This is a genomic window from Bacillus sp. 179-C3.3 HS (assembly GCF_047229225.1).
Classification (GTDB): Bacteria; Bacillota; Bacilli; order Bacillales; family Bacillaceae; genus Bacillus.
Window position 1 is genome coordinate 41,253 of sequence record NZ_JBFEFT010000013.1, and the last position, 24,465, is coordinate 65,717.

A 24,465-nucleotide genomic window follows, 5' to 3' on the forward strand; every position below is an offset into this window, starting at 1 on the left:
ACTTTCTATAGGAAGAATTAGCGGTAGATGCAGTTGTTCATTTGATTTATCAAGAATAATTCTTTTAAACTATCATATCAATGGCAGGTATAACGTTGATATGATATACGAAAAGCTTGTACCTCTTGACGGTTCTCCCGGTACATATGATGCTGAGACTGCTGCTCTTTCAAGTTTTCCAATCTCAACCTTTAAGAAATATCTAATAAAGCTTGCGAAGCACTTTTGTTCTGCATTTGCTCTTCTGCATAAGTTAAGTTGTCTACGATTTTTCGCGTTTTTCTATATCTAAATCAATGTTTACATGTCCATCGGCCTTTTTGTCACTTAAAAGCACAACCGTTTCCACATGTGCCGTGTATAGCTACGCATAAGTCAAGCGTCGTTTTGCGTCACGCCCAATCTCCTACAAACGCCGATTTTTGGGGCATTGTGGATACTTGAAAGTTTATCTTTATTTAACGTCACTACCCGTATATCTTAAATAACTTGTGCGGGGTGGACAACGTCCACCTATCCTCTTTGGTCTCAGATTTGCAAAAGATATTTACATAGAAAAAGGACCTTTAAAAAGATAAGGAATTGTTCCCTTATCATTTTAAAGGTCGTGTTTTCTATAAAAGTATAAAAGCCTGTGAAATTTCATGACAAAATTTCACAGGCTTTTTCATATCACAATATCTATCCTAATAAAGGAAACTTACATTCATTCAAATACGGCTACTAAGCGTCCTTTCACTTCATGATTTTTCAGTTTTTCTATCCCTTTGTCGATTTCTTCAAATGGGATGGTGATTAGATTTGGGCTCATTTTTCCAGTAGCAAAGCAATCATAAACACCTTTTAAGTCTTCTACTGATCCACCATTACTTCCTAAAAGCTTAATTTCTTTTGTAATCATTAAGTAAGTATTAACATTAGATTCTAATTTACCCATACCAACAATGACAACTGTTCCTTGAACTTTTACGGCTTCTAATGCATCAGACGTTGTTTGTCCAAATCCAGCAAAGTCAACAATCACATCACATTCGGCTTCTTTCATATCTAAAACAGTGTCAAAAACTTTTGTAGCTCCTAGTTCTTCAGCAAGTTTACGCGCTTCTGGAGAAACATCTGTCGCGTACACTTCGCACCCTTTAATTAAAGCCATTTGCAACGCAAATTGACCAAGTCCACCGATACCGATAATTCCTACTTTTGTACCTTCTTTTGCTTGTCCAATCGTGAAAAGAGCACGGTATGATGTAATTCCTGCATCTGTTGAAGCTGCACCTTCTTCAAAGGAAACGCTTTCAGGGATGATCACACATTGATGTGCAGGAACACGCACTTTTTCAGCATATCCTCCATCATAGTTGTACCCAGCAGTGATTTTCGTTGCTCGATCCATTGGGTTCGCCCCAACGCGGTCGCCAACCTTAATCCCTTCGACACCTTCACCCACTTCAATCACAACCCCAGCAAACTCATGCCCCATAATAACAGGACCATTTGGGAAAAGTGGCATCCAACCCGGATCTTGTAATGCTGCAACGTCTGAATGGCATAGACCAGCAGCTTTCACGTCGATTACAACGTGACCTGGAATCGCTTTTGGATCTTCTTTTTCAATCAATTCTAGTGGTTTATTTGTACCTGAAAATAGCCAACCTCTCATACGATCTCCTCCAAATGGTTCATATCTTATTTTTGCAACTACTTAAAATTCTAGCTACACTTATAGTTTAATAGGTTTCTCTTCCTATAAACCATCCTTAAAATTTGATATAATGTTGGAGAAACCAACATATTCATCAAATCTGTCTAATAGGAGAGGAATATGATGAAACCCCATTCAAACCAAGCCATACGGACAAAAAATTTCTTAAAAAAGGCATTCATTGAAATGGTACATAAAAAGGGATTTAGTGCTGTGACGGTGAAGGACATTGTTGATTATGCCCAATATAATCGAACAACCTATTATGTATATTATCAAAACATACATGAGCTTGTTGAAGAGTTAATGGATGAAATGTTTGAGGCCATTCAGTATTACAGCATGTCTAAATATCAAAACGATCATCGGGTAAAAATAAACGAGTTAACAACGAACTCCTTCGAATTGTTGTATTATATTTACGATCACCGTGATTACTTTACATTATCCCTTTTAGAAGATACCTTGCCACACATTCACCAGCAACTACCTGAAGCGATTTTTCATTTATTGAAAAATAAATTTGATATTCAATACGGTGTGTCTTCTGTTGATGATTATGCCCAAAAGCGTTATATGGCACATGGTACGGCGGGGTTAATTATGGACTGGATTGCACAGGATTTTGATGTGACACCCGCTGAAATGACAGATCGGCTCATCGTTATTTTTAATACCTTTGCAAGAGCGTTTGTGATAAAAGAAACTTAACAAATTTTTGTGTGAATAGATCGTTATTCATTACGAAATTCCCCTCTATACAACTTCCCTTTTCATACCAAGGTTTTTCACACTTTGTTAAAATATTGGTTTATTTAGAATGATGATTTTATTCAAAGTCCGATTTAATAGTACTAACACTGCTGAAACACCTTAAATCATCTAATCATCCTAAATGACTGTATCAGCAAATTTTCTGTTAAATAAAACTTCTTCCAAACGAGACGAAAAAAGGCTTGGACAATGATGCCCAAGCCTTCAAAAGAGTAGTAAAAAAACTATGAAGCACAGTTTACTTGGCTGTGCCTTTCAACACAAGCTTCACGATCACTTCCACATGCGCCGTATGCGGAAACATATCCACCGGCTGCATGTATTCAATCTGATAGTCCGTTGACATGTATTGCAGGTCTTTTGCTAGTGTAGATGGATTGCATGAGACGTAGACAAAGCGTTTTGGTTTGATCTGTTTGACGGTGTCTAGGAAGGTGCGTTCGCATCCTGTTCTTGGTGGATCGACGACAATCACGTCAGGTCGGAAGCCTTCTTTGGCCCATTTTGGGAGCCAGTGTTCGGCTGTTCCTGTCACATAGGTCGTATTTTTCATGCCATGTTTTTTGGCATTTTTTTTGGCATCATCAATCGATTCTTTGATGACATCCATTCCTCTTACTTCTTTTGCGCCGTCTGATAGCCACATGCCGATGGTGCCAACGCCGCAATATGCGTCAACGATTTTTTCTTTTCCTGTTAGTTTAGCCGCTTTTTTGGCTTCATCGTACAACTTCAATGTCTGCTTTGGATTCAATTGGAAGAACGCGCGTGCGCTCAATTCAAATGAGACATCGCCTAGAAACTCTTGAATGACCATATTGCCAGCCAGGAGCGATGTTTTATGACCGAAGATGACAGATGTTTTTTCTCCATTGATATTGTGCATGATGGATGTCACTTCTGGGAGTCGTTTTTGGATGGCTTCTGCAATTTCTTTTTTCTTTGGAAATTCAGGTTTTGATGTGACAAGAACGACTTGTACTTCACCTGTCTCAAAGCCGACGCGCACAACAATCGACCTGACGTCTCCTTTTCTTGTCCGTTCGTTGTAGACTGATACGCCGAATTTCTCTAAAATTTTGCGGACGACGCCTGTTGTTTTGTTCGTTTGTGGGTGCTGAACGATACATTCCTTAATCGGCACAAGCTTATGAGAGTTCAGGCCATACAGTCCTGCAATGATATCTCCACTATGAGATCGTCCGACTTGGAATTGGCTTTTATTGCGATAGTGCCATGGATCTTCCATGCCAATCGTTGGTCTAATCTCTATCTTTTCAACCGACAGCTTTGTATGACGTTCCATTGATTGAATGACAATATCACGTTTTTCCTTTAGCTGCTGCTCGTACGCTAAATGCTGAAGCTGGCAACCGCCGCACTGCTCGTATACTGGGCATGGTGGTTTCACACGATGCTCTGAACGCTTTCGCACTTTTCTAATGGTTCCTTCTGCGTATTTCGGCTGTACATTTGTTGCTTCTACGACGACTTCCTCACCTGGTAGCGCGCCTGGTACAAAGACCACTTGCTTTTTAAAATATCCGACCCCTTCACCATTAATGCCAAGGCGTTTAATCGTGAGCGGGAACTGTTGTCCTTTTTGTAAAAAGGCACCTTGCTGTTTTTCTTTCACTTCATTTCTCTCCGTTCTATTAAAACCTATGATAGGTTGTCCTCATTTGATTTCATCTCATTAGTATATCACGACTGGGGCCATGTGAGAAAATGTGCTTCAATCTTTATTTGTCTCAATGCTTCTCCATAAATAAAGGGACGCATAGCTTAAATACGGTGCCCACTCCTTACTTAATGCTTCCATTTCCTCTTTTGTCGGTTTTTCAGGTAGATGAAAATGCTGTTTGATGGCGTTTTGAATGCCGATATCTGCCATTGGAAAAAGATTCGGTCTTCCCAGTCCATTCATGAGGATATTTTGAACCGTCCACGGTCCGATGCCTCTTATTGGAAGTAGACGTTCTTCGATGTCGTGATCCGGCAAATGGTGTAATTCATCTAAACGAAGAGTGCCGCTCGCAATCCGTTTCGAGATATCAATGACATATTCCGCCTTTCGCTGACTGAATTGCAGTTGCCTCAGGTCGTCTGTTTCAAGGGAGGCAATGGTTTCTGGTAAAGGGTCAAACCATACACCTTCGATTTGTTCGCCGTACGTATGAACAAATCGTTTCATTAGCTCATAAGCAAACGACAGGTTGAGCTGTTGATGAATGATGCATTTCATGAAACAGTGATACAAATGGAAGTCCAGCATCAGTGGTGTACCGATGTGATGGTGAAATATAGATGCTAGATTCGTTTGAGAAAAATGGTCATCGATCACCTTTAGTGGATGATTCATCCCAAAAATCCGCTTGATTTCAAAGATGGTTGGTTCCACTGGGCCATGTGCACGCACACGAAATGAAGGCTCCTCTGTTGTGCCAGTAGCTTGAACGACAACCACATACGGTTTTTGATCAATTCGTAACGGTACTTTGATTTCCCTTTTCTTTATATCTACTGCTTTTAATGGGTCATTTGATAAACGTCTTAATACTTGATCAAAGTGATACGGTGGTTCAACGACTAGCTTTCTCTCCCACATCATGGCCCTCTCCCTTCTAAAAATAAACGCTGACACATTTTGTTCATTCCATGTGAATCATTCTGTATATTGAATACTTTTAAATAGAAACAGTACAAGAATTTATCAGTTATATCTTCCTTATTTTTGAGGAATCTCCTGTTTCATTGACAAAAGTTTTGAGCAAATACAACTAAAATTCGACACGATTCCTCAATATCCTAGGCTCATTTTCCTTAAATTAGAAATAGAACATCTGGGTGATATCTTCCATTTACAAAATTTTTGTATAATTATGACATATCAAGGAGGTGAGCAAAGGAATTAGCGGATTAGGCAATCGTTCGTTTTATCTTGCAGGAACTTATTTACCTCATTGATTACCGGCTTCACCTAGTTTCACGTTTTACAAGAAGACCCAAAATTTTAAAAACAAAGGAGATCCGACCAATGAAAAAAACAATTCTTTCTATCGCCCTTGCCACTGCTGTTTCTTCGACACTACCAGTATTTGCTGATGCTGCTGAGCAAAAATCTGCTCCAGTTTCAACAGCTTTACAACAAACTGTTTTAAACAAAGCAGTTGAAGGTAAAGCATCTACAAATGCAACGAATGTAAACATCAACTTTGACGTTCTTGGTATCGCAAACGCATTGATTAATGCTGCGAATGCAAACACAAACCGTGAAGGCTTTGTAAAAGGTTTAATGGAGTCTGCTTTCTATGCTGCTGGCGCAAGATACAATGTCATGGTATTTAACTTAAGCCAAGGCTATGAGACTCGTTTCAATGGTGTCAAAACGTTTGCTACTGTAAAATACGGAAGTATTACTTACGGAGTTTGGGTATTTGAAAATGGATCTTTCACAAACAAAGGTGACGGTGGCTACATCAACTGGGCATTCAGAGGATGGTTCGACCGTAACGGTGGTTACGTCAACTTCCGTCGTCCTTAATTCTTTATTTTATCAATCATACACGCACATTTGACCGATCTCAGTCATGAGATCGGCTTTTTTGATTCAAGACAAAAGGCTTGCAGGGTTTCTGCAAGCCTTTTGACTAGAGCTGGGGGAGGTGCCATACTTTTTCGAGCATAAGATCATCTAAACTTTTAAAGGAATACCCCTCCTTTTTTAAAGCAATGATGGCATCATCTAGTGCCTCGGCATTATCTTTGGACACAGTGTGTAGTAAATAAATGGCGCCTGGATGTGATTGTTTCATGATTTGATCGTACGCATATTGTTTTCCTTTTTGATGGTGGATGTGCCAATCCACGAAAGCAGCTGACCAGAAAACCGTTTGGTAGCCAAGCTGTTTTGTTTCTTTCAATACCCTTTCACTAAAAACACCACGTGGCGGACGAAGATACAGATTGTCTTGTTTTCCTGTTATCTTGTATACCGCTTCATTTACACGGTCTAGTTCTTCTTTGATTTCCTTCATATTCTTCTTCGTTAAATCTGGATGATGGTACGAATGGTTACCAATGATATGCCCTTCCTCTGCCATGCGTTTCACAAGCTGCGGCTGATCCTTTACGAAATGACCCGTTACAAAAAATGTTCCTGGTACTTGATGTTTTTTCAATACATCTAAAATCTGTGGTGTGTACCCATTTTCGTAACCGTTGTCGAACGTAAAGTAAATCTCTTTCTTTTTCGTATTTCCTAAGTAGAATGCACCGTATTGTTGAAGGAGCGTCGTCAGTTCTTTTCCCGCATCTGCTGGTTTGTGCTGCTTACTTTTTGCAAATCCCCAGTGAATGGACTTGTTGGACACGGCTGTTGCTTCTGAAAGAGGCATCATCAGAAACAGGGCACATAAACAAATCAGCATATATTTTTTCATCGTTGTCACTTCCTGGTTTTACTTCTATTGTGCAGAATTGAACCTGGACTCATACATGCATTCATATGCCAATTTTAAGAAAAAAGCCCGCCATAAGCGAGCTAGTCTTCTTGCCAATCACTTTTGAAGCGTTCGTATTTCGCTTCTAAATCATCAATCATCTGAATCAGTCTGTCTATATCCTCAACGTCTGTTGATTCCGGATCTAATGAATCAATCACATTCATAAACATATCTAACCGATTCTTTAAATAGTCAACTTGCTGTTCTTTACTTCCTGCTGCCTTGCCCATCGCTACACTCCCTTTTTGCTTTTGTTCATAGCTTATCGTTTCTTACGTTCAAATTCAATTCTGTCTCCCCCCTTGCGTATAACGATCAAGGGGCTTAAAATTAACTGTTGGCGGGTCTATGTTTACCCGAATGAAAAGGAGATAGATACCATGAATCAAAAAACAGCCCTTCGTCCGATTACACCTGCATATGACCCTTGGGAGGCCTATCTCGATGTGCAGGATTACGGCGAGATGAAGCTGACAAATATTGAATTTACAACGACTCATTTATGCAACATGAGATGTGAGCACTGTGCAGTTGGCTATACATTACAGCCAAAAGATCCGAATGCCCTGCCACTTGATTTGCTAATTCGCCGTTTGGATGAAGTTCCACTCCTTCGCTCTTTGAGCATAACAGGCGGAGAACCAATGCTTTCCCTCAAATCTGTGCGGGAATATGTTGTTCCTTTATTAAAGTATGCCCATGAACGCGGTGTCCGTACACAAATCAATTCAAATTTAACACTTGATTTGGCGCGTTATGAGGAGATCATTCCATACTTGGATGTTCTTCATATTTCGCACAACTGGGGTACGATTGAAGAATTTGCGACAGTTGGCTTTGCAATGATGGACAGAAAACCAACCTTTGAACAGCGCGTAAAATATTTTGATCGCATGATTGAAAATAGTCAGGCACTCGTGAAAGCTGGAGTCACAGTATCAGCCGAAACGATGCTGAACAAACGCACACTCCCATATATTGAACACATCCATCGTCAAATTGTGGATGAAATGAAATGCCAGCGTCATGAAATTCACCCGATGTACCCAAGTGACTTCGCCAGTGCGCTTGAATCGTTGTCGCTTTCAGAAATGCGCGATGCCATTCATCAGCTACTCGATATTCGGGATGAGGACACATGGATGCTATTTGGTACCTTGCCATTTTACTCATGTAACAATGACGAAAAAGACCAGCAGCTTCTTGATCGATTGCGTCAAGCGAAAAATGTGACTGTCCGAAATGATCCTGATGGCCGTTCAAGGTTGAATGTGAATATTTTTGATGGGAACATTATAGTCACAGACTTTGGTGACACACCGCCGCTTGGGAATATTGAAACGGATACCCTGCAATCCGCCTATACTCGCTGGATGAACACCAAATTAGCAAAAGAACTCAATTGTCATTGTCCAAGTGTCCAGTGTCTTGGACCCAATGTTCTCGTGAAAAACAGCTATTATCAAGATGTTGATTTCACTTCTCGTATCGCCAGGGGGTAACCTATAGATGGAAGAAACATTTTTGACAGTGGTCAAAAACAAATACATTGAAATTTTACTTGTAGGATTTGTCCTTTGGCTTGCCGTCTTTTTGATCAACAAAGCGCTTCAAATTTTCTTTAAACGCACCGAGTTTATGGAAGAGAAGAAGAAGAAAACAATTGAGAGTTTGGTGAGATCTGTCACAAAGTACACGGCCACGATCTGCTTTGTGCTATATGTCATTTCCCTCTTCTTTCATGACTTTGGGAAAATTCTTGCTGGTGCTGGTGTAGCAGGGATTGTGATCGGTTTTGGTGCCCAAACGCTCATTCGAGATATTTTAGCAGGCATCTTTTTGATCTATGAACGGCAGATACATAAAGGCGACTATGTGACGGTCAATAATCTCTTTAATGGAACCATTGAAGAGATTGGCCTCCGCTCTTTACAAATCAGAGAATGGAGCGGTAAATTGTTAACCATTTCGAATGGAGACATCCGCCAAATTCAAAACTACAACATGCAATTTATGCGTGTGACGGAGTCTGTGTTAATTCGCAGCAATCAAGATCCCGACATTGCATTTCGGGCACTCGAAGCAGCTTGTGAACAGTTGAATCAACATCATCATGATTTCCTAAAAAAAGATGAATTTCAACATGCGATAGAACCCTTTCAAGTTCACGGGATTATGGGACTGAACAAGATGAATCGCGGGATTGAAATCACCGTAAAGGGAATGGTCGCTGATGAATTCTATTTCGACGCAGCCCTCGCTGTTCGTAAAGAAATGATGAAACATCTTTATCTTCATAACGTCCAGTTACTTGAAGATTTTGTTTATCCACAAACAAGCAAATAACCTCACCTATCGTGTGAGGTTATTTTTTACTTTAGACAGCAACCGACCACTTTTTTGAACCTCGTGCTTCTCCCCTCTTGACTGATTCATGTATAATAGAAAACGGATTGATTTCATTGCAGCATGGGGACCCTCATACTGTGTATTTACTAAGTGAAAGAGAGTGAATAAGATGGGTCGTAAATGGAATAACATTAAGGAAAAGAAAGCATCAAAAGACGCAAATACAAGTCGTATTTACGCAAAATTCGGGCGTGAAATCTATGTGGCAGCCAAACAAGGAGAGCCAAACCCAGAATCCAACCAAGCACTACGCTTTGTATTAGAACGTGCCAAAACATATAGTGTCCCAAAACACATTGTGGACCGTGCCATTGAAAAAGCCAAAGGTGGTTCAGAGGAAAACTTCGATGAACTGCGGTATGAAGGATTTGGCCCTAATGGCTCGATGGTCATTGTGGATGCCCTGACCAATAACGTGAATCGTACCGCTTCAGATGTGCGCGCGGCATTTGGGAAAAACGGCGGAAACATGGGGGTCAGCGGGTCAGTTGCTTACATGTTTGATCAAATCGCTGTCATCGGTGTCGAAGGGAAAAGCGAAGAAGAAACCCTTGAGCTTTTAATGGAAGCAGACATTGATGTACGTGACATCATGGAAGAAGATCAAGCGGTCATTGTCTATGCCGAACCTGATCAATTCCATCAAGTGCAAGAGGCATTTAAACAAGCCGGTGTTGAAGAATTCACAGTCGCAGAAATTACCATGCTCCCGCAAAATGAAGTGTCATTAGATGAAGAATCTCAAGCACAATTCGAGAAATTAATTGATGTCTTAGAAGATCTTGAAGACGTGCAACAGGTTTATCATAATGTGGATTTAGGGGAGTAATATAATTTTAAACAGGCCTAATGAAGGTCTGTTTTTTTTGCATTAAATAAAAAAAGGAATGAATGTATATTGAATGATGAATCAGGTACATCATATCGATTATTTTACAAGCTGGTTTCATAAGGTTTGTTGTTTTAGAAGTAATTGAATAATTTGAGAAAAGTTATATAATGAAGCATACTAATTTGGAAATGGAGGTGAAAAAATGAAAAGTAATAGTTCTTCATTGATTATTGGTTTTGCAATGATAATAAGTGTCGCAATATTAGGTTTATTTCTAATGTTTACGTTTGGTAAGGATTCATCAAATGAGGTCAATACAAACAACGAATATAGATATGAATTAATAACAACCGGAAGTAATGTGATTTTATTTGACAAGGATACAGGGGAATACTGGAAAAAGTTTTTTGATAGTAACGAAGGCCCGGTAAATTGGGAAAAAGACTCCCCATTAGATAAAGATAAATAAAAGAAATTGATCATTCCATTGGGAAAATACAAAAGCCTCTTTCAAGTTGAAAGAGGTCTTTTCTTATTTTAGTTCATCCCTTGAAATCCAAACGTTAAATGATCCTGAACAGGGATCCATGCGCCGATTCCTTGAGATGTCACGTTTTTCACAATCAATTTGCGTTTGTTCCCTTTTAGAACAAGGTATACTTCACCGTATGTGACCTTCCCTTTTTCATTAATCGCAGGAGCATAAGCATGAAGAGATGCTGATTTTTTCGGGGGTACGTTGTAGGACTGATCACGTTTTGTCCCTGCACCAATCACCGTGTCAAAGGCAAGCGGCAATTTTGTTTTTTGGATGGCTTTTTGCATCATCAATGTTTTGACGTCATCTGGGTTAGGTACTTTTGCTGTGAGCCCTCCGCTTACTTTCACCTGCTGTTTCTGTACATATTTTCCTACAGCGGTTTTGTTGCCGCCTCTGTTGTCAATGTGATTCGTATTTACTTTTTTATATTCCCAGTTGGCGACTGTTTCATTTGAATCGTAGCTCAGTGCCCATCTGCCGAGAAAAATGGTAGCTCGGTACCCGACCGCTAGCGGAGTCCCTGAAATACTCGATTCATTTAGCATTTTAATCAGATGCGTATTTTCAATTGGGACATTGGTTGTTTTAAATAATTCGGTTGTCAGCTCGCTCGGCTGGAGAAGTGGCTGATCTTGCGAGGCATTCGGATACGTATTTTCCTTCGATATACTAGCGACAGAAGATGGCACTTTAAATGGCTTTGCCGCCTGTGCTGGAAGGCTGTATAGAAAACTAATGGATAAAAGAACAACAACCATGATGCGAGGCATCTTTTTCATATCATCACTCTTTCTCATTCATTTTTCCATAGTATTTTCCCTAAAGACGTCCCTTATCCACAAAAGATTATAAAAGGAAAAAACCAATAGCCATAATAAAGTAAGCAGCCAGTAATGTGGCACCCTCAAACCAGTTCGTATCACCATCATTTGATAAAATGACTGTCAGTAAGACGGAAGATGCCATGGCAATCAGTTCTGGCAAAGAGAAAACGAGCGCCATCTGCTTGTCGAAAAAAAGAGAGCTGATGACAAGAATTGGTGCCACCATCATGGCGACTTGCAGCGTGGAGCCGAAGGCGATCTCGACTGCCACATCCATTTTATTTTTATACGCCATGATGACAGCAGAGGCATGTTCTGCTGCATTGCCGACGATGGCTACAATAATGACCCCAATAAACAACTCACTCCAGCCAAACTGTTCTCCTACGGTGTCAAATGTATGTACAAGTCGCTCTGAAATATACGCAACTGCCAGAGTCGCCAGTAGCAAAATTACAGTGGCCCATTTGCCGGACCATTCTGGCGTTTCATCCTCTTCTGGCTTCTCATTTCCCCTCTCCTGATTCGCTACATAGACACCTCGGTGACTGACCAGTTTGAAATATAAGGCGGCGACATAAAGCAAAATCATCACAATACTAATGCCCATACTTAATACAAATTGTCGGTCTTCTGCCATTTCCATAGAAAAGACTTCTGGAATAACAAACGCCACAATGATAGCGAACATGAGTAATCCAGAATTGTGCCTTGCGTCATGGACATTAAACGTTTGACGTTTATACTTTAACCCGCCAACAAAAAAAGAAAGACCTGCTACTAATAGCAAATTCCCAATCACTGATCCTGTTAACGAAGCCAGTACGATCGCAGTCAGCCCTTGTTTTAATGCAAAGATTGAAATAATGAATTCTACTGCATTTCCAAATGTGGCGTTTAAAAGCCCACCGATTCTTGGGCCTGCAATGATAGAGAGGCTTTCTGTTGCTCTTCCCATAAAACTAGCTAGACCAATAATGGCGACACAATAAATCGCAAACATGATGGCCTGCGGGAAGTGAAGGTAGCTTCCTGCTATAGAAAGAGGAACACCAATTGCGACAATCACAAGAAACAAACGGTTCATACAGTCCTACTCCTTTACACAGATCTGACTGTTATTCTGTCGTGAGTGCCGTTATCATATACATTTAGATTCGTTCGTGTGAACAAGTGATGTCGATACTGTCTTTCACAGATTGCACCATCGAACAATGCTTCATCGCAAGCTTTATGACGTGATCCATTTTGTCATCTGACACGTCGATTCTTTCGAACATCATATGTAGATGGATGCGCGTGATTCGGTTCGCCATCCCTTCTCTTGTGACTTTGGGTGTTATCGTGAATCCTTCTAAACTTATTCGCTTTTTTTGAAGTACATGAACAAGCATCTCCCCTAAACATCCAGCAATCGCTGATACAAACAATTCATAGGGTCTATAACCCGCTTGTTCATCTTTTGATAGTTGGAATTGACCAAATTCGGCATCTACCGTCCAACGATCATTTTCGTATGTCAGTTTCATTGTTTCCCACCTTTCTATTGAATGCTTGATTGTTCCATTGTACGATGAAAGCATGAACTTGTAAGGAGCTTCTTATGACGAGAATTCATTTTATGTTGTTAATTTTACTTGTATCCGTCTCTGGTTTTTCACAGGGGGCATTACTTCCCGTGATTTCGATTATTTTTGAACAAGCGGGCACGTCTCCTACGTTAAACGGTTTACATGCGACAGGCTTATATCTCGGCGTCCTGCTTGCGTCACCATTTATGGAAGCGCCGCTTCGTCGTTTCGGTTTTAAGCCTTTAATTGTCATTGGGGGCGCAGCGGTTTTTTGCAGCTTATTCAGCTTTGTGTTTTTTGAATCTTATATCGTTTGGTTCTTCCTACGACTGATCATCGGCATTGGTGATCATATGTTACATTTTTCGACACAGACGTGGGTGACGTATGCGTCGTCTTCTAAAAATCGTGGGCGGAATATTTCATTGTATGGGTTGTCCTTTGGACTCGGTTTTGCAGCTGGCCCATTTTTAACACCGTTAATTAAAATCAATCCATCTTTACCTTTTATTGTTTCAGGTGCTGTTAGTTTATGTATTTGGCTCCTTGTCTTCGCTTTGAAAAATACGTATCCAGAGTCAGACGATGTACAGACGACAGAGCACACGAACAGCTTGAAACGCTTTAAGAAAGCAAGCCAATTTGGATGGGTCGCATTTATGATGCCTTTTTGCTACGGCTTCCTCGAAACGACGCTCAATAGTAACTTCCCTGTATATGCACTCAGAAGCGGAGTGACGGTAGATGCTGTTGCGTTTATTTTACCTGCATTTGCGATTGGAAGTATTGTATTTCAACTTCCTCTTGGCATGCTTAGCGACCGCTTTGGCAGACGCCGGCTCATTTTATGTGTCACACTTGCTGGGTCCTTCTTTTTCTTATTGGCGGGGATCTTCATTCATTCTGTCATTGCCGTTGCGACTTGCTTCTTCTTGGCAGGAATGGCTGTCGGCTCTACGTTTTCACTTGGCATTAGTTATATGACAGATCTGTTGCCTAAACACCTTCTCCCTGCAGGGAATTTGATGTGCGGGATGGCGTTTAGCGCGGGGAGTATTCTCGGACCAGTTCTAGGAGGATTTTTTGTCCAAACGTTTAAGGACGTGAATTTACTCTATCTCGTTAGCATGATGGTTTTCTTCGTATTTTGTTGCGTTCGGTTTGGCCGGACGGCGGCTGTACCGGAAAGTACACGTGTGTAAACATGAAAAAAACTCCTCTGCACGTTTGGCAGAGGAGTTTTTTTATCTAGTGATAGCCATTTTGACCGTTTGCACTTCCGCTTGTTTTTTGCTTTGGCTGATGGCCTTTGTTTTGTTTATTGTTGCTTCCGCCTTTTTTCGACTGTTTGGACATATGTGATTCCCCCATCCATTAGATTGAACAAGTTGTTGTTCTTCTTTAGGATGCCCCGTTTTCTTTACAGCTTACCTGGTACGATTTTACGTTTATGTAAAAGCGCATTGAGCTCACCACCGAGAATGATCATGATGCCGGTTAAATAAAACCAAATCATCAAAATAATGATCCCCCCGATACTCCCGTACATCGCACTATAGTTGGCAAACTCACCGACGTAAAATGAAAACAGCATGCTGACTAGAATCCATCCAATAGACGCAAAAATCGCCCCTGGTAGAACAAATGTCAATTTTTGCCGAACGTTTGGTGCAAAATAATATAAGGCTGTAAACACAATCAATAAAATCAGGGGGCTGATGATCCATCTAATGGCCGCCCACATTGTGAGAAAGGCATCAGATTGTCCGACTAAATCAGCCACAAATAAGCCAATCTCTTTTCCAAAGACAGGTAGCATCAAGGCAAAGATAATCGTTAGAACCATTGCAATGGTTAAGATGATGGATGTTAAACGTACAAGTATGAAGGATCGATTTTCTTCAACTTCGTAAGCATGATTAAACGCTCTAACGACTGCATTAATTCCGTTCGAAGCCGACCAAAGAGCGGCAATAATCCCGAATGACAATAATCCACCATTACGATTATTCAGTGTCTCGTCCGCAATGGATTCGATCATCGCGAGTGCTCCCTCCGGCGCATAACTTGAAATCACGCTCAGTACATCATTTGATGTGAGCGGTAAATAACCAACCAGCGTCAACACGAAGATGAGAAACGGAAATAATGATAGCAAAAAGAAATACGCAAGCTCTGCAGATTTTGCCGGTCCTTCATGAAGTAAGAAGCGTTTAATCAACGCTTTCATAAAACTCATACGCCTCAGCTCCAATGATCAATCTGTCTGTTACGTTCGAAAATGATCCTTCGTTTCTTCAATAATCTCGATGACTTTTGGGGTTGTTTCCTTTAACTGATTGACCTGTTCATTTAAAAATGACAAATCATCTGAGACCGTTCGCATCAGCTGCTTCGTTTCTTCCATTTTTTCTTTCACGCAAGCGGACACCTTACCTGGCTCGTGGCGGTAATCATTCAGCTTTTGTTGGCAGTTATTCCACTTCTCTTGTAATGCCCTTCTTGTTGGTCGATGAAATAAGGTCAGCAATAGACCGCAGGCTGCTCCAATGACAGCTCCTTGCAGCATGATTGGATGTTTCTCTTCCATCTTATCTGATCTCCTTTCTGTTAAAGGTTTTGCTCTTTCTTTACATACGTCAAAAAGCGGTCAATTCCTGTTTCAATTAAATCATGGACTTCTTCAAAGTTCCCCGTGTAATAAGGATCTGGTACATCATCTCGATCATCGTCTTCTACAAAATCGAGGAGGCGACCAATAAAGTGATGTTTTCCATAACCGGCTAGACGACGAAGTGCTCCGACATTTTCAGCATCCATTGCCAGAATATAGTCATATGAGGTGATATCGTCATCCTTGATTTGTCTTGCAGTCATTCCCTCATAGCCAATGCCTTTTTCATCTAGCAGCTTTCTTGTTCCTTCATGCGGAGGACTGCCATGATGCCAGCCACCAATGCCTGCTGAATCAATAGAAAAGTGTTCACTCAGCCCATCCTCTGCTACTCGCTTTCTAAACATTGCCTCTGCCATTGGCGATCTACAAATATTCCCAAGACACACGAATAATACATGTATCATGTTTCATCTCCTCCTATCTTTTCCCTAAGAATCCTTTTCAAAAACATAATCTCTATCATATCAAGTCTTTTTTCTTTTTGGAAACGTTTTAAAAATTGTCACCAAGCATATTGACAAATGACTTGATAAAAGGGGAAACTTTAGGAGAATCACACAAAAAAGGGGGATATTAGATGGGAGTTATTGAACAATTTGTCACGCATATGAACAATGTTTTGTGGGGGCCTCCCCTGTTGTTATTAATTGTTGGTACTGGAATCTATCTCACCTTCCGCATTCTCTTCATTCAAATCAGACTACTTCCTTATTCTTTAAAGCTTGCATTTTCCAAACAAGACAAAACGTCAGAAGGCGATATCTCTCATTTTCAAGCATTAATGACGGCTCTTGCCGCAACTGTTGGGACAGGTAATATTGTTGGTGTTGCTTCAGCAGTCATCGCCGGCGGTCCTGGTGCTGTATTTTGGATGTGGTTTGCTGCATTTTTTGGAATGGCGACTAAATTTGCTGAAGCCGTTCTTGCTGTCAAATACCGGATCAAAAATGAAAAAGGAGAAATGTCTGGCGGGCCTATGTATTATTTAGAGCATGGCTTAAAGCAAAAATGGCTAGGGGTGCTGTTTGCGATTTTTGGAGCCTGTGCCGCCTTCGGGATTGGAAACCTTGTACAATCTAATTCCATCTCTGGTGTCATGCAGTCAACCTTCCATATTCCGACCTGGATCACAGGCATCGTCATTACAGCCTTTACAGCACTCGTCATTTTAGGTGGCATTAAAAGCATCGGACGGGTGACGTCTATCTTTGTACCAGTCATGGCTTTATTCTACGTCATTTGTGGCCTAATCATTCTTGTGATGAATGCCCACCTTGTGCCGGGCGCACTTGGGCTTATTTTCTCGGATGCATTTACTGGTCAAGCCGTCGCAGGGGGTGCCATCGGAACGGTCATTCGCTGGGGCGTAGCGCGTGGCGTATTTTCAAATGAAGCTGGACTTGGTTCAGCTCCCATCGCCGCAGCTGCTGCCAAAACGGATATGCCTGCTAGACAAGCACTCGTATCTATGACGCAAGTATTTATTGATACCATCATTGTTTGTTCAATCACTGGCATTACCATCGTGATGGCTGATATGTATGTCAGTGAGAAAAGTGATGCCCTCACCTCATTATCTTTTGCTTACTTCCTTGGTCCGATCGGTTCTACGATTGTCGCCATCGGTTTACTCTTGTTCGCCTATTCAACCATTATTGGCTGGTCATATTATGGGGAAAAATGCTTTACCTATTTGGCCAAAGATTCGTACGTCATGATCTACCGCATTTTGTTTGTCATTGCTGTCTTTTTCGGGGCAGTGTTTAAAAATGACTTTGTCTGGGGTGTCGCGGATATGCTGAATGGCCTTATGGCGATCCCTAACTTAATTGGGCTCATTGGTTTATCTGGAGTCGTTGTGTTTGAAACGAAACGGATTCTTGAAAAGATGAAGCAAGAGAAAAAAGAGAAAAACATTTCGATCTCGTCTTAATAGCCCTTTTATTCTTTCGCAATTCTGTTAGAATAGACATATTATTCGATACATGCAGGAAAGGACGTGCCGCCCTTGTCAGAGCAAAAAGCGGCTGAAGTCAATCAGCTAATTGAAGAGATTTCACAGAAGTTAAACATGCTGAACATTGGAGTCATCAGAGCCGAGGACTTCAGTCCAGACAAGTTCGAAGATATTGAATTCCTTCACCAAATGGTGATGAAAAAATCTTCCTTCAGCCCTAGTGAAATGCAAGCCATCGCAAGTGAACTGAAACAGTTAAGAAAATAACTTCTTACATCGATGTCACATTAAAAAGCCAGCACCTGATCAAGGGCTGGCTTTTTTCTACTATTGGTGTTGCTTATTTCGCAAGTAATTTTAATGATTCACGGTTAAATGCTGGGATGTCGTCTGGTGTACGGCTTGTCACGAGCTGATCCTGACACACAACAACTTCTTCATCTTTGAACTTCGCCCCTGCATTTTCCATATCCACTTGAATAGAGGTATAACCGGTAGCACCTCTACCCTCTAGCGTCTTAGCTGTAATGAGCAATTGCGGACCGTGACAAATAGCGAAGACTGGTTTTTTCTCATCCATAAATGCTTTTGCAAATTGGACATAACGATCATCAGCACGCAATATGTCTGGGGAAAATCCGCCAGGGATGAGAAGTGCATCGAAGTCTTCTGGCTTCACCTGATCAATAGACGCATCAACTTTGACTTCTGCCTCTCCTTGCTTCCCTTTCACCGTTTTTCCTTTTTCATTTTCAATGACTGTGATTTCATGTCCTGCTTCTTGAAAGGCTTTCGCAGGCTCAGTGAATTCTACATCCTCAAAGTAATCTGTTAGTACAACGGCAATTTTCTTACCCATGTAAAAACCCTCCTGCATCATGTTTATTTACATTACACACTATACCCTTACGGATTGAAAACAAACATGCCTACCCTATCTGAAAACCGCTTACAACAAAAATAAGCAATTAGACTCATTTGAATTCCCTCATTAAGGTCATTTGTATGATTTATGTCATCTTTACAATATTATTCAAAAAATCACTACAAAAGTTCACGAAACATTCCTACAATAGGTATTGTGGCCAAAATAATTAGAAAGGCGGAGATCAGGTGAAGAAGCAAGTACATCGTTTTAACCAAAAGAAAAACCTGTCTATTCTGCTCACTTCCATGATGATGATTAGTCTCATTCTCCCAGCAATACCCGTTCATGCAGAAACAAAAAGCGGCAGTGCCGTTCAAGTAAGTATCTTAGCGACAACAGATATCCATGCCAATATGATGAATTACGATTACTACAGTGACAAAGAAACAAATGAATTTGGGCTGGCGAAAACGGCTGAGCTGATCGAAAAACACCGTTCCCAAAATCCAAACACTCTCCTTGTTGACAATGGAGATTTGATTCAAGGAAACCCTCTCGGTGAATACGTTTACAAACATGATCAAGAGAGCATCACAAATCAAACAAAAATTCATCCCATTATTCACACACTGAATCAACTAAAATACGATGCCGGAACACTTGGCAATCATGAATTTAACTACGGATTATCTTTCCTAGACGGGACCATCGCTGGAGCAAACTTCCCGATTGTAAATGCGAACGTCAAAAAGTTAAACGGAGAACATCGTTTTACTCCTTATGTCATCAAAGATAAAACCTTCAAAGATACAAATGGACAATCTCAAACTGTAAAAGTTGGTTACATAGGATTTGTCCCTCCTCAAATTATGACGTGGGATAAGAAACATTTAGATGGACAAGTCAAGGTGCAAGATATTGTCGAGTCTGCCAATGAAACGATTCCTGAAATGAAGAAGAAAGGTGCGGATATCATCATCGCTCTTGCCCATACAGGAATTGAAAAGACCGCTTCACCTAAAGGATCAGAAAATATGATCTTTGACCTTGCCACGAAAACAAAAGGCATTGATGCGATCGTGTCTGGCCACCAGCATGGCTCATTCCCGAGCGCTGAATACAGCGGTGTAGACAAATTTGATGTGTCAAAAGGGACGATCAATGGCATTCCAGTCGTCATGTCAAAAAACTGGGGAAGCTACCTCGGAGTCATTGATTTAACATTAGAGCCAGACGGCAGCAACTGGAAGGTCACAAACGGAACAGGCAAAATTGAATCTATTGCCGGGGTGACATCCCAAAACAGTACAGTGAAAGATTCCATCCAAACGACCCACCAACACACGCTAGATTACGTCAGAAAGCCTGTTGGAAAAACAGAAGCAAACATTAACAGCTTTTTTGCCCAAGTGATGGATGACCCTTCGATTCAAATCGTGACAGATGCACAAAAATGGTATGCACAAGATAAAATGAAGGATACCGCATACAAAAACTTGCCCATTCTATCTGCGGGTGCACCATTCAAAGCGGGTGGCCGAAATGGTGTGAATTATTATACAAATATCGCAAAAGGAAATTTAGCGATTAAACATATCGGTGATCTTTACCTTTACGATAACACCGTGCAAATCGTAAAACTCAAAGGCAGTGAAGTAAAAGATTGGTTAGAGATGACTGCCGGACAATTCAACCAAATCAAACCAAACAAAGCGTCTGAACAACCTATTCTAAACGAAGAATATCGCTCGTATAACTTTGATGTCATTGATGGTGTGACGTATCAAATAGATGTGACACAACCTGCTAAATACAGTACGACAGGTACACTGGTAAATGCCAATGCGAACCGCATCAAGAACCTGTCATATAACGGAAAACCTGTCTCTCTCAATCAAGAATTTTTAGTCGTAACGAACAACTATCGAGCATCAGGCGGTGGAGGTTTCCCGCATTTGACCCAAGATAAAGTCGTCTTTGCATCCGCAGATGAAAACCGTCAAGTACTGATGGATTATATTATTGAACAAAAAACCATCAACCCTAGTGCGGATCAAAACTGGTCGATCGCACCAGTCAAGGGCGCTACTTTAACCTTTGAATCTTCCTTGCTCGCCAAACCGTTTGCTGACACATCGAAGAACGTGAATTTTGTGCGTGATGCAAGTACAGATGGACTGGGTGTGTACAAGTTATCCTTCAATGATGATGGGACAACAGAACCACCTACATCAGACCACTGGAATTTAACTGTCATGCATACGAACGATACGCATGCACACCTTGATGATGCCGCAAGACGTGCCACGAAGATCAAAGAAGTTCGCGCACAACATGAAAACAACATTTTATTAGATGCTGGGGATGTTTTCTCTGGTAACCTATACTTCACGAAATGGCATGGACTCGCTGATCTGAAATTGATGAATTTGATGAAGTATGATGCGATGACATTTGGTAATCATGAATTTGATAAAGGACCAACCGTTCTTCGTCAATTCCTCACAGGAGATGCTTCAAACGTAGATGCCAACAACCGTCATCACTTTGAAAAGCCTAACTTTCCAGTCGTCTCCTCGAATGTGGATGTCTCAAAGGAGAAGCAGCTAAACGATTTAGTGAAGAAACCGACGACCTTGAAAGCTGGCAAGAAAAAAGAAGCCGGGATTTACCCTTACATCCTACTTGATGTCAATGGTGAAAAAGTAGCCGTGTTCGGTTTAACAACTGAAGACACCGCCATTACATCAAGCAGTGGGCCAAATATTCAATTTCAAGATGCTTACAAGAAAGCAAAAGAAACAGTCAACACCATTCAATCTGAAGAAAAAGTCAATAAAATCATTGCGCTCACACACATTGGCTACAACCGAGACCTTGAGCTTGCCAAACAAGTAGATGGCATTGATTTAATTGTTGGTGGTCACACCCATACCCTTGTAGAAAAATTAAAGGTCATCAATAAAAAAGAGCCGACCATTGTGGCACAAGTGAAAGATCATGGACAATTTTTAGGAAAAGTAGACGTCGCTTTTAATCAAAAAGGTGTCGTACAACCAAAAGAATCTGCTTTTGACCTCATCACCATTGATGACTCTGTAAAAGAAGATGCCGAGGCAAAAGCAATCCTTGATCAATACAAAGCAGATATCCAAGATTTAAAAACAGAAAAGGTCGGTTACACCGATGTCCTGCTTGATGGACAACGTGAACACGTCCGTTCAAAGGAAACCAATCTTGGGAACTTTATTGCCGATGGAATGCTACAGAAAGCGCGAGAATCTGCTGGTGCGGACCTTGCGATCACAAATGGCGGTGGTATCCGAGGAAGCATTGAAAAAGGCGATGTGACATTAGGGGATATTTTAACGGTCATGCCATTCGGAAACACGTTATATGTCGCAGATTTAAAAGGGAGCCAAATTAAAAAAGCGCTCGAACAAGGATTGTCAGGTATCGAGGAAGGCGGAGGCGCGTTTCCTCATGTGGCTGGCATAGAATATACGTTTACACTCAATAAACCGGCAGGCAATCGGCTGATTGATGTCAAACTCAAAGATCAAGATGGCAACCTGTCTGACATTGATGACCAAAAAACATACCGAGTGGCGACAAACGCATTTGTTGGCACAGGTGGTGACGGCTATAGTGTCTTTACAGAAGCCTCTTATGGAGAAGACTTAGGCTATGTCGATTATGAAATATTCAAAGAACAAATTGAAAAAGCGGACGGCCATATTTCTCCTGTCATTGATCATCGAGTAAGAGAAGTGTTCCTTCCTCATGCAAAAGGAAAAGGAGCCTATGACATTCAAGATGACGAAAGTTTCAAAAGTTATGTACAGCATTCAAATAAAGCACTGCTCTATCTAGACAATGCAAGCAAAGAGAAAAATGTCCAATTGTCGCTATCCAAAGCGCAAGTAGCTGAACTGAAGAAAAGAGAACAAGACCCTAATGTCAGCATCTATCATGACAAAGTAGGACTAGAATTACCGCTTTCCAACCTAGACGAGAAACAAGCAGCTATATGGATGAAAGAAACAAACAAAGTGAAAAACGCGCTGACAAATACATTTGATTTCCAAATCAAACAAGATCAGAAAAACATCTCGACCTTTAAAGACCCTGTTACACTCTCCTTTACACTTGATGCGCCGGAGCAGGCGAAAAAGCCAGCTGTGTATTACGTTGATCGAGAGAAAAACCGTTTCACTCAAACGAAAAACGGATCTTTTCAAAACGGGGTCGTGACAGGTGAAACCACCCACTTTAGTGAGTATACTGTGCTCAATGAAAATGAAGCAGGTGGCACTGTACCAAATCAACCAGGAGAAGGCGGAACAGATCCAAATCAAAACGGATCGAATCTGCCAGGCGGTACACTGCCAAATACAGCAACAATGATGTATACAGCTGTATTCATTGGCTTACTTATGGTGACCTTAGGTGGTATTCTGTATTACTACCAACGCAAACGAACTAGAAAAGATGTGTCTTCTTAATACAAATGGACAGAGCCTACGCTCTGTCCATTTTTCATGAAAGAAATCCTTCAAAAGGCAACATCAATCTTGAGATAAATAAATCCAATTTTCATCGTCAAATTCTTTCACATCATCTGAGCCTATATGACGTAACATTCGATTAAAGAAAGTCATCTCTTCTTCATCATCGGCATCGTATAAATCCTTAAACACATATTCTCTCGTCATAAAATTCGTTAAGTTTGTATGATTCACAAAATCAGCAAAGTACGATTTGACTAGAGTGGAATCCTCTTCACTTAATGGTTCATCATTCAGAATTGAAATATGGAGCACATTCAAAATCGCACGAATATCTTCTTCGTCCATATGACATAACGGGTCTAGTTTCCTGTCTTCTTCCGTAAATGGTTTTCGTGTATCTTCAATGATGACATAACATAAAGTTTGATGATGTTTCAACACACGAAAAATTTCTAAATCACGACAATTTAAAACTCTATTCAGACTAATCATCTTTCCTCCTGAGAAGTATTTCGTTATCTCTATACCTAACCTGAAATAGACAGAGCCTACGCTCTGTCTACTTCTCTCTCCTTGCAAAGTCAACAAACCTGAAACGATCTAACCGGTGACGACTTTCTGTGTATTGGAAAAGACTCGTATCCTCTAGGAACACATAATTCTTCACGACAACCACATGGTCAAACCCCTTTAAATCCAGATATTTGGCATCCTTTTCTGTACATGGTTCAACCACAAATTCCTTTTGTGCATAACTAATGGATACACCGAGCTCTCCTTCGATATACTCGTAGATCGATCCTTCACAAATGTCCTTCGTCAGTGAAGGCACATGTTTTTGCAAAAAGTAATCTTTGTCTAAAATGACCTCTTCTCCACTAATATTACGAGAACGAATGACTTCCCAGACATCTTCCTGTTCATTGATTTTCAGTTGAGACTGAATATAAGGCTCCGGTTTCTTTAATCCGAATTCATGTACAGTTGTGACCGTCTTTCGGCCAAGCGTCTGGGAAAGCTCTTTAAAGCTAACAAGACCTGATACGGGAAACTGCATTTTCTCCCGATTGAGCAGAACCGATCCTTTTCCGCGAATCTTTTGGATATATCCATTTTGGACAAGGATGTTGAGCGCCTTTCTTACGGTTTCCCGCGACGTGTCATACATGATCGATAGTTCGTGCTCTGATGGGAGAATGCCTTTCTCCTGCCATTCACCTTGTTCAATCCGTCTAGCAAGTTGTTCATAAATCGCTCGAAACTTATTTTCTTTCATTTTCCGTCCGCCCCATTT

General features: G+C 40.9%; 24 protein-coding genes. 10 read left to right on the forward strand and 14 right to left on the reverse strand.

Annotated features, from left to right (window positions below):
* Nucleotides 1-706: 706 nt before the first annotated feature.
* Nucleotides 707-1,660, reverse strand: a complete 954-nt coding sequence (locus AB1K80_RS10145; protein WP_412856496.1) for a zinc-binding dehydrogenase — start codon at nt 1,658-1,660, stop codon at nt 707-709.
* Between the two features lie 165 nt (nt 1,661-1,825).
* Here AB1K80_RS10145 and AB1K80_RS10150 point away from each other — a divergent pair, with 165 nt between their 5' ends.
* Complete coding sequence (locus AB1K80_RS10150; RefSeq protein ID WP_412856497.1) at nt 1,826-2,413, forward strand: TetR/AcrR family transcriptional regulator; 588 nt, start codon at nt 1,826-1,828, stop codon at nt 2,411-2,413.
* 301 nt (nt 2,414-2,714) lie between these two features.
* On the opposite strand, the gene rlmD is transcribed toward AB1K80_RS10150, so the two are convergent.
* Together rlmD and AB1K80_RS10160 are read right to left on the reverse strand one after the other, a co-directional pair.
* Nucleotides 2,715-4,112, reverse strand: coding sequence for a 23S rRNA (uracil(1939)-C(5))-methyltransferase RlmD (gene rlmD, locus AB1K80_RS10155; RefSeq protein ID WP_412856498.1), 1,398 nt, complete (start codon nt 4,110-4,112; stop codon nt 2,715-2,717).
* A gap of 99 nt (nt 4,113-4,211) precedes the next feature.
* The gene (locus AB1K80_RS10160; RefSeq protein WP_412856536.1) at nt 4,212-5,084 is read right to left on the reverse strand and encodes a DNA-3-methyladenine glycosylase family protein; all 873 of its coding nucleotides are present in this window, start codon (nt 5,082-5,084) and stop codon (nt 4,212-4,214) included.
* 429 nt (nt 5,085-5,513) lie between these two features.
* On the opposite strand from AB1K80_RS10160, the gene AB1K80_RS10165 reads away from it, so the two are divergent.
* Nucleotides 5,514-6,020, forward strand: coding sequence for a stress protein (locus AB1K80_RS10165; protein ID WP_412856499.1), 507 nt, complete (start codon nt 5,514-5,516; stop codon nt 6,018-6,020).
* 106 nt (nt 6,021-6,126) lie between these two features.
* Here the strand turns inward: AB1K80_RS10165 and pdaA are convergent, their stop codons facing one another.
* Together pdaA and AB1K80_RS10175 are read right to left on the reverse strand one after the other, a co-directional pair.
* On the reverse strand, nt 6,127-6,918 hold the full coding sequence (gene pdaA, locus AB1K80_RS10170) for a delta-lactam-biosynthetic de-N-acetylase (RefSeq protein WP_412856500.1): 792 nt from the start codon (nt 6,916-6,918) through the stop codon (nt 6,127-6,129).
* 101 nt (nt 6,919-7,019) lie between these two features.
* The gene (locus AB1K80_RS10175; RefSeq protein WP_412856501.1) at nt 7,020-7,211 is read right to left on the reverse strand and encodes an SE1561 family protein; all 192 of its coding nucleotides are present in this window, start codon (nt 7,209-7,211) and stop codon (nt 7,020-7,022) included.
* 150 nt (nt 7,212-7,361) lie between these two features.
* On the opposite strand from AB1K80_RS10175, the gene yfkAB reads away from it, so the two are divergent.
* The 4 genes from yfkAB (at nt 7,362) to AB1K80_RS10195 (ending at nt 10,691) form a co-directional block, all read left to right on the forward strand.
* Nucleotides 7,362-8,483: a radical SAM/CxCxxxxC motif protein YfkAB gene (yfkAB, locus tag AB1K80_RS10180; protein ID WP_412856502.1), complete on the forward strand. Its 1,122-nt coding sequence runs from the start codon at nt 7,362-7,364 to the stop codon at nt 8,481-8,483.
* 7 nt (nt 8,484-8,490) lie between these two features.
* A complete protein-coding gene (locus AB1K80_RS10185; protein ID WP_412856503.1) occupies nt 8,491-9,327 on the forward strand; it encodes a mechanosensitive ion channel family protein in 837 nt (278 codons plus the stop codon).
* A 172-nt stretch (nt 9,328-9,499) separates the two neighbouring features.
* Nucleotides 9,500-10,219 (forward strand): YebC/PmpR family DNA-binding transcriptional regulator, encoded by a 720-nt coding sequence (locus AB1K80_RS10190; protein WP_412856504.1) that lies wholly within the window; start codon nt 9,500-9,502, stop codon nt 10,217-10,219.
* 205 nt (nt 10,220-10,424) lie between these two features.
* The gene (locus tag AB1K80_RS10195) at nt 10,425-10,691 is read left to right on the forward strand and encodes a hypothetical protein (protein WP_412856505.1); all 267 of its coding nucleotides are present in this window, start codon (nt 10,425-10,427) and stop codon (nt 10,689-10,691) included.
* 68 nt (nt 10,692-10,759) lie between these two features.
* Here the strand turns inward: AB1K80_RS10195 and AB1K80_RS10200 are convergent, their stop codons facing one another.
* The 3 genes from AB1K80_RS10200 to AB1K80_RS10210 form a co-directional block, all read right to left on the reverse strand.
* Nucleotides 10,760-11,542, reverse strand: a complete 783-nt coding sequence (locus tag AB1K80_RS10200) for a YfkD family protein (RefSeq protein ID WP_412856506.1) — start codon at nt 11,540-11,542, stop codon at nt 10,760-10,762.
* A 67-nt stretch (nt 11,543-11,609) separates the two neighbouring features.
* Nucleotides 11,610-12,674, reverse strand: a complete 1,065-nt coding sequence (gene cax / locus AB1K80_RS10205) for a calcium/proton exchanger (RefSeq protein WP_412856507.1) — start codon at nt 12,672-12,674, stop codon at nt 11,610-11,612.
* 64 nt (nt 12,675-12,738) lie between these two features.
* Complete coding sequence (locus tag AB1K80_RS10210; protein WP_412856508.1) at nt 12,739-13,116, reverse strand: OsmC family protein; 378 nt, start codon at nt 13,114-13,116, stop codon at nt 12,739-12,741.
* Nucleotides 13,117-13,190: 74 nt separating this feature from the next.
* Between AB1K80_RS10210 and AB1K80_RS10215 the strand changes: the two genes are divergently transcribed.
* Nucleotides 13,191-14,360, forward strand: coding sequence for an MFS transporter (locus AB1K80_RS10215; RefSeq protein WP_412856509.1), 1,170 nt, complete (start codon nt 13,191-13,193; stop codon nt 14,358-14,360).
* Between the two features lie 218 nt (nt 14,361-14,578).
* Here AB1K80_RS10215 and AB1K80_RS10220 read toward each other — a convergent pair whose 3' ends face one another.
* Genes AB1K80_RS10220 through AB1K80_RS10230 form a run of 3 tightly spaced genes read right to left on the reverse strand, consistent with a single transcriptional unit; the run spans nt 14,579 to nt 16,239 of the window.
* The gene (locus tag AB1K80_RS10220; RefSeq protein ID WP_412856510.1) at nt 14,579-15,397 is read right to left on the reverse strand and encodes a YhjD/YihY/BrkB family envelope integrity protein; all 819 of its coding nucleotides are present in this window, start codon (nt 15,395-15,397) and stop codon (nt 14,579-14,581) included.
* 30 nt (nt 15,398-15,427) lie between these two features.
* Complete coding sequence (locus tag AB1K80_RS10225) at nt 15,428-15,748, reverse strand: hypothetical protein (RefSeq protein WP_412856511.1); 321 nt, start codon at nt 15,746-15,748, stop codon at nt 15,428-15,430.
* A gap of 20 nt (nt 15,749-15,768) precedes the next feature.
* Nucleotides 15,769-16,239: a low molecular weight protein-tyrosine-phosphatase gene (locus tag AB1K80_RS10230; RefSeq protein WP_412856512.1), complete on the reverse strand. Its 471-nt coding sequence runs from the start codon at nt 16,237-16,239 to the stop codon at nt 15,769-15,771.
* Nucleotides 16,240-16,412: 173 nt separating this feature from the next.
* On the opposite strand from AB1K80_RS10230, the gene AB1K80_RS10235 reads away from it, so the two are divergent.
* Both AB1K80_RS10235 and AB1K80_RS10240 read left to right on the forward strand, forming a co-directional pair.
* Entirely contained in the window at nt 16,413-17,768 is a 1,356-nt protein-coding gene (locus tag AB1K80_RS10235; protein ID WP_412856513.1) for an alanine/glycine:cation symporter family protein, read from the forward strand.
* A 75-nt stretch (nt 17,769-17,843) separates the two neighbouring features.
* Entirely contained in the window at nt 17,844-18,059 is a 216-nt protein-coding gene (locus AB1K80_RS10240) for a DUF1128 domain-containing protein (protein WP_412856514.1), read from the forward strand.
* A gap of 73 nt (nt 18,060-18,132) precedes the next feature.
* Here AB1K80_RS10240 and AB1K80_RS10245 read toward each other — a convergent pair whose 3' ends face one another.
* On the reverse strand, nt 18,133-18,651 hold the full coding sequence (locus tag AB1K80_RS10245; RefSeq protein ID WP_412856515.1) for a type 1 glutamine amidotransferase domain-containing protein: 519 nt from the start codon (nt 18,649-18,651) through the stop codon (nt 18,133-18,135).
* 254 nt (nt 18,652-18,905) lie between these two features.
* Here AB1K80_RS10245 and AB1K80_RS10250 point away from each other — a divergent pair, with 254 nt between their 5' ends.
* Nucleotides 18,906-23,165 carry a multifunctional 2',3'-cyclic-nucleotide 2'-phosphodiesterase/3'-nucleotidase/5'-nucleotidase gene (locus AB1K80_RS10250; RefSeq protein ID WP_412856516.1) on the forward strand — a complete coding sequence of 1,420 codons (4,260 nt, stop codon included), beginning with the start codon at nt 18,906-18,908 and terminating at the stop codon, nt 23,163-23,165.
* A 63-nt stretch (nt 23,166-23,228) separates the two neighbouring features.
* Here AB1K80_RS10250 and AB1K80_RS10255 read toward each other — a convergent pair whose 3' ends face one another.
* Together AB1K80_RS10255 and treR are read right to left on the reverse strand one after the other, a co-directional pair.
* Nucleotides 23,229-23,663: a terpene synthase gene (locus AB1K80_RS10255; RefSeq protein ID WP_412856517.1), complete on the reverse strand. Its 435-nt coding sequence runs from the start codon at nt 23,661-23,663 to the stop codon at nt 23,229-23,231.
* A gap of 67 nt (nt 23,664-23,730) precedes the next feature.
* The gene (gene treR, locus AB1K80_RS10260) at nt 23,731-24,447 is read right to left on the reverse strand and encodes a trehalose operon repressor (protein ID WP_412856518.1); all 717 of its coding nucleotides are present in this window, start codon (nt 24,445-24,447) and stop codon (nt 23,731-23,733) included.
* Between the last annotated feature and the right edge of the window lie 18 nt (nt 24,448-24,465).

Excerpts from the sequence above, each read along its gene's own strand:
- AB1K80_RS10145 (WP_412856496.1), bottom strand. The coding sequence starts at position 1,660 with ATGAGAGGTTGGCTATTTTCAGGTACAAATAAACCACTAGAATTGATT.
- AB1K80_RS10150 (WP_412856497.1), top strand. The coding sequence starts at position 1,826 with ATGAAACCCCATTCAAACCAAGCCATACGGACAAAAAATTTCTTAAAA.
- AB1K80_RS10160 (WP_412856536.1), bottom strand. The coding sequence starts at position 5,084 with ATGTGGGAGAGAAAGCTAGTCGTTGAACCACCGTATCACTTTGATCAA.
- AB1K80_RS10165 (WP_412856499.1), top strand. The coding sequence starts at position 5,514 with ATGAAAAAAACAATTCTTTCTATCGCCCTTGCCACTGCTGTTTCTTCG.
- pdaA (WP_412856500.1), bottom strand. The coding sequence starts at position 6,918 with ATGAAAAAATATATGCTGATTTGTTTATGTGCCCTGTTTCTGATGATG.
- AB1K80_RS10175 (WP_412856501.1), bottom strand. The coding sequence starts at position 7,211 with ATGGGCAAGGCAGCAGGAAGTAAAGAACAGCAAGTTGACTATTTAAAG.
- yfkAB (WP_412856502.1), top strand. The coding sequence starts at position 7,362 with ATGAATCAAAAAACAGCCCTTCGTCCGATTACACCTGCATATGACCCT.
- AB1K80_RS10185 (WP_412856503.1), top strand. The coding sequence starts at position 8,491 with ATGGAAGAAACATTTTTGACAGTGGTCAAAAACAAATACATTGAAATT.
- AB1K80_RS10190 (WP_412856504.1), top strand. The coding sequence starts at position 9,500 with ATGGGTCGTAAATGGAATAACATTAAGGAAAAGAAAGCATCAAAAGAC.
- AB1K80_RS10195 (WP_412856505.1), top strand. The coding sequence starts at position 10,425 with ATGAAAAGTAATAGTTCTTCATTGATTATTGGTTTTGCAATGATAATA.
- AB1K80_RS10200 (WP_412856506.1), bottom strand. The coding sequence starts at position 11,542 with ATGAAAAAGATGCCTCGCATCATGGTTGTTGTTCTTTTATCCATTAGT.
- cax (WP_412856507.1), bottom strand. The coding sequence starts at position 12,674 with ATGAACCGTTTGTTTCTTGTGATTGTCGCAATTGGTGTTCCTCTTTCT.
- AB1K80_RS10210 (WP_412856508.1), bottom strand. The coding sequence starts at position 13,116 with ATGAAACTGACATACGAAAATGATCGTTGGACGGTAGATGCCGAATTT.
- AB1K80_RS10215 (WP_412856509.1), top strand. The coding sequence starts at position 13,191 with ATGACGAGAATTCATTTTATGTTGTTAATTTTACTTGTATCCGTCTCT.
- AB1K80_RS10220 (WP_412856510.1), bottom strand. The coding sequence starts at position 15,397 with ATGAGTTTTATGAAAGCGTTGATTAAACGCTTCTTACTTCATGAAGGA.
- AB1K80_RS10225 (WP_412856511.1), bottom strand. The coding sequence starts at position 15,748 with ATGGAAGAGAAACATCCAATCATGCTGCAAGGAGCTGTCATTGGAGCA.
- AB1K80_RS10230 (WP_412856512.1), bottom strand. The coding sequence starts at position 16,239 with ATGATACATGTATTATTCGTGTGTCTTGGGAATATTTGTAGATCGCCA.
- AB1K80_RS10235 (WP_412856513.1), top strand. The coding sequence starts at position 16,413 with ATGGGAGTTATTGAACAATTTGTCACGCATATGAACAATGTTTTGTGG.
- AB1K80_RS10245 (WP_412856515.1), bottom strand. The coding sequence starts at position 18,651 with ATGGGTAAGAAAATTGCCGTTGTACTAACAGATTACTTTGAGGATGTA.
- AB1K80_RS10255 (WP_412856517.1), bottom strand. The coding sequence starts at position 23,663 with ATGATTAGTCTGAATAGAGTTTTAAATTGTCGTGATTTAGAAATTTTT.
- treR (WP_412856518.1), bottom strand. The coding sequence starts at position 24,447 with ATGAAAGAAAATAAGTTTCGAGCGATTTATGAACAACTTGCTAGACGG.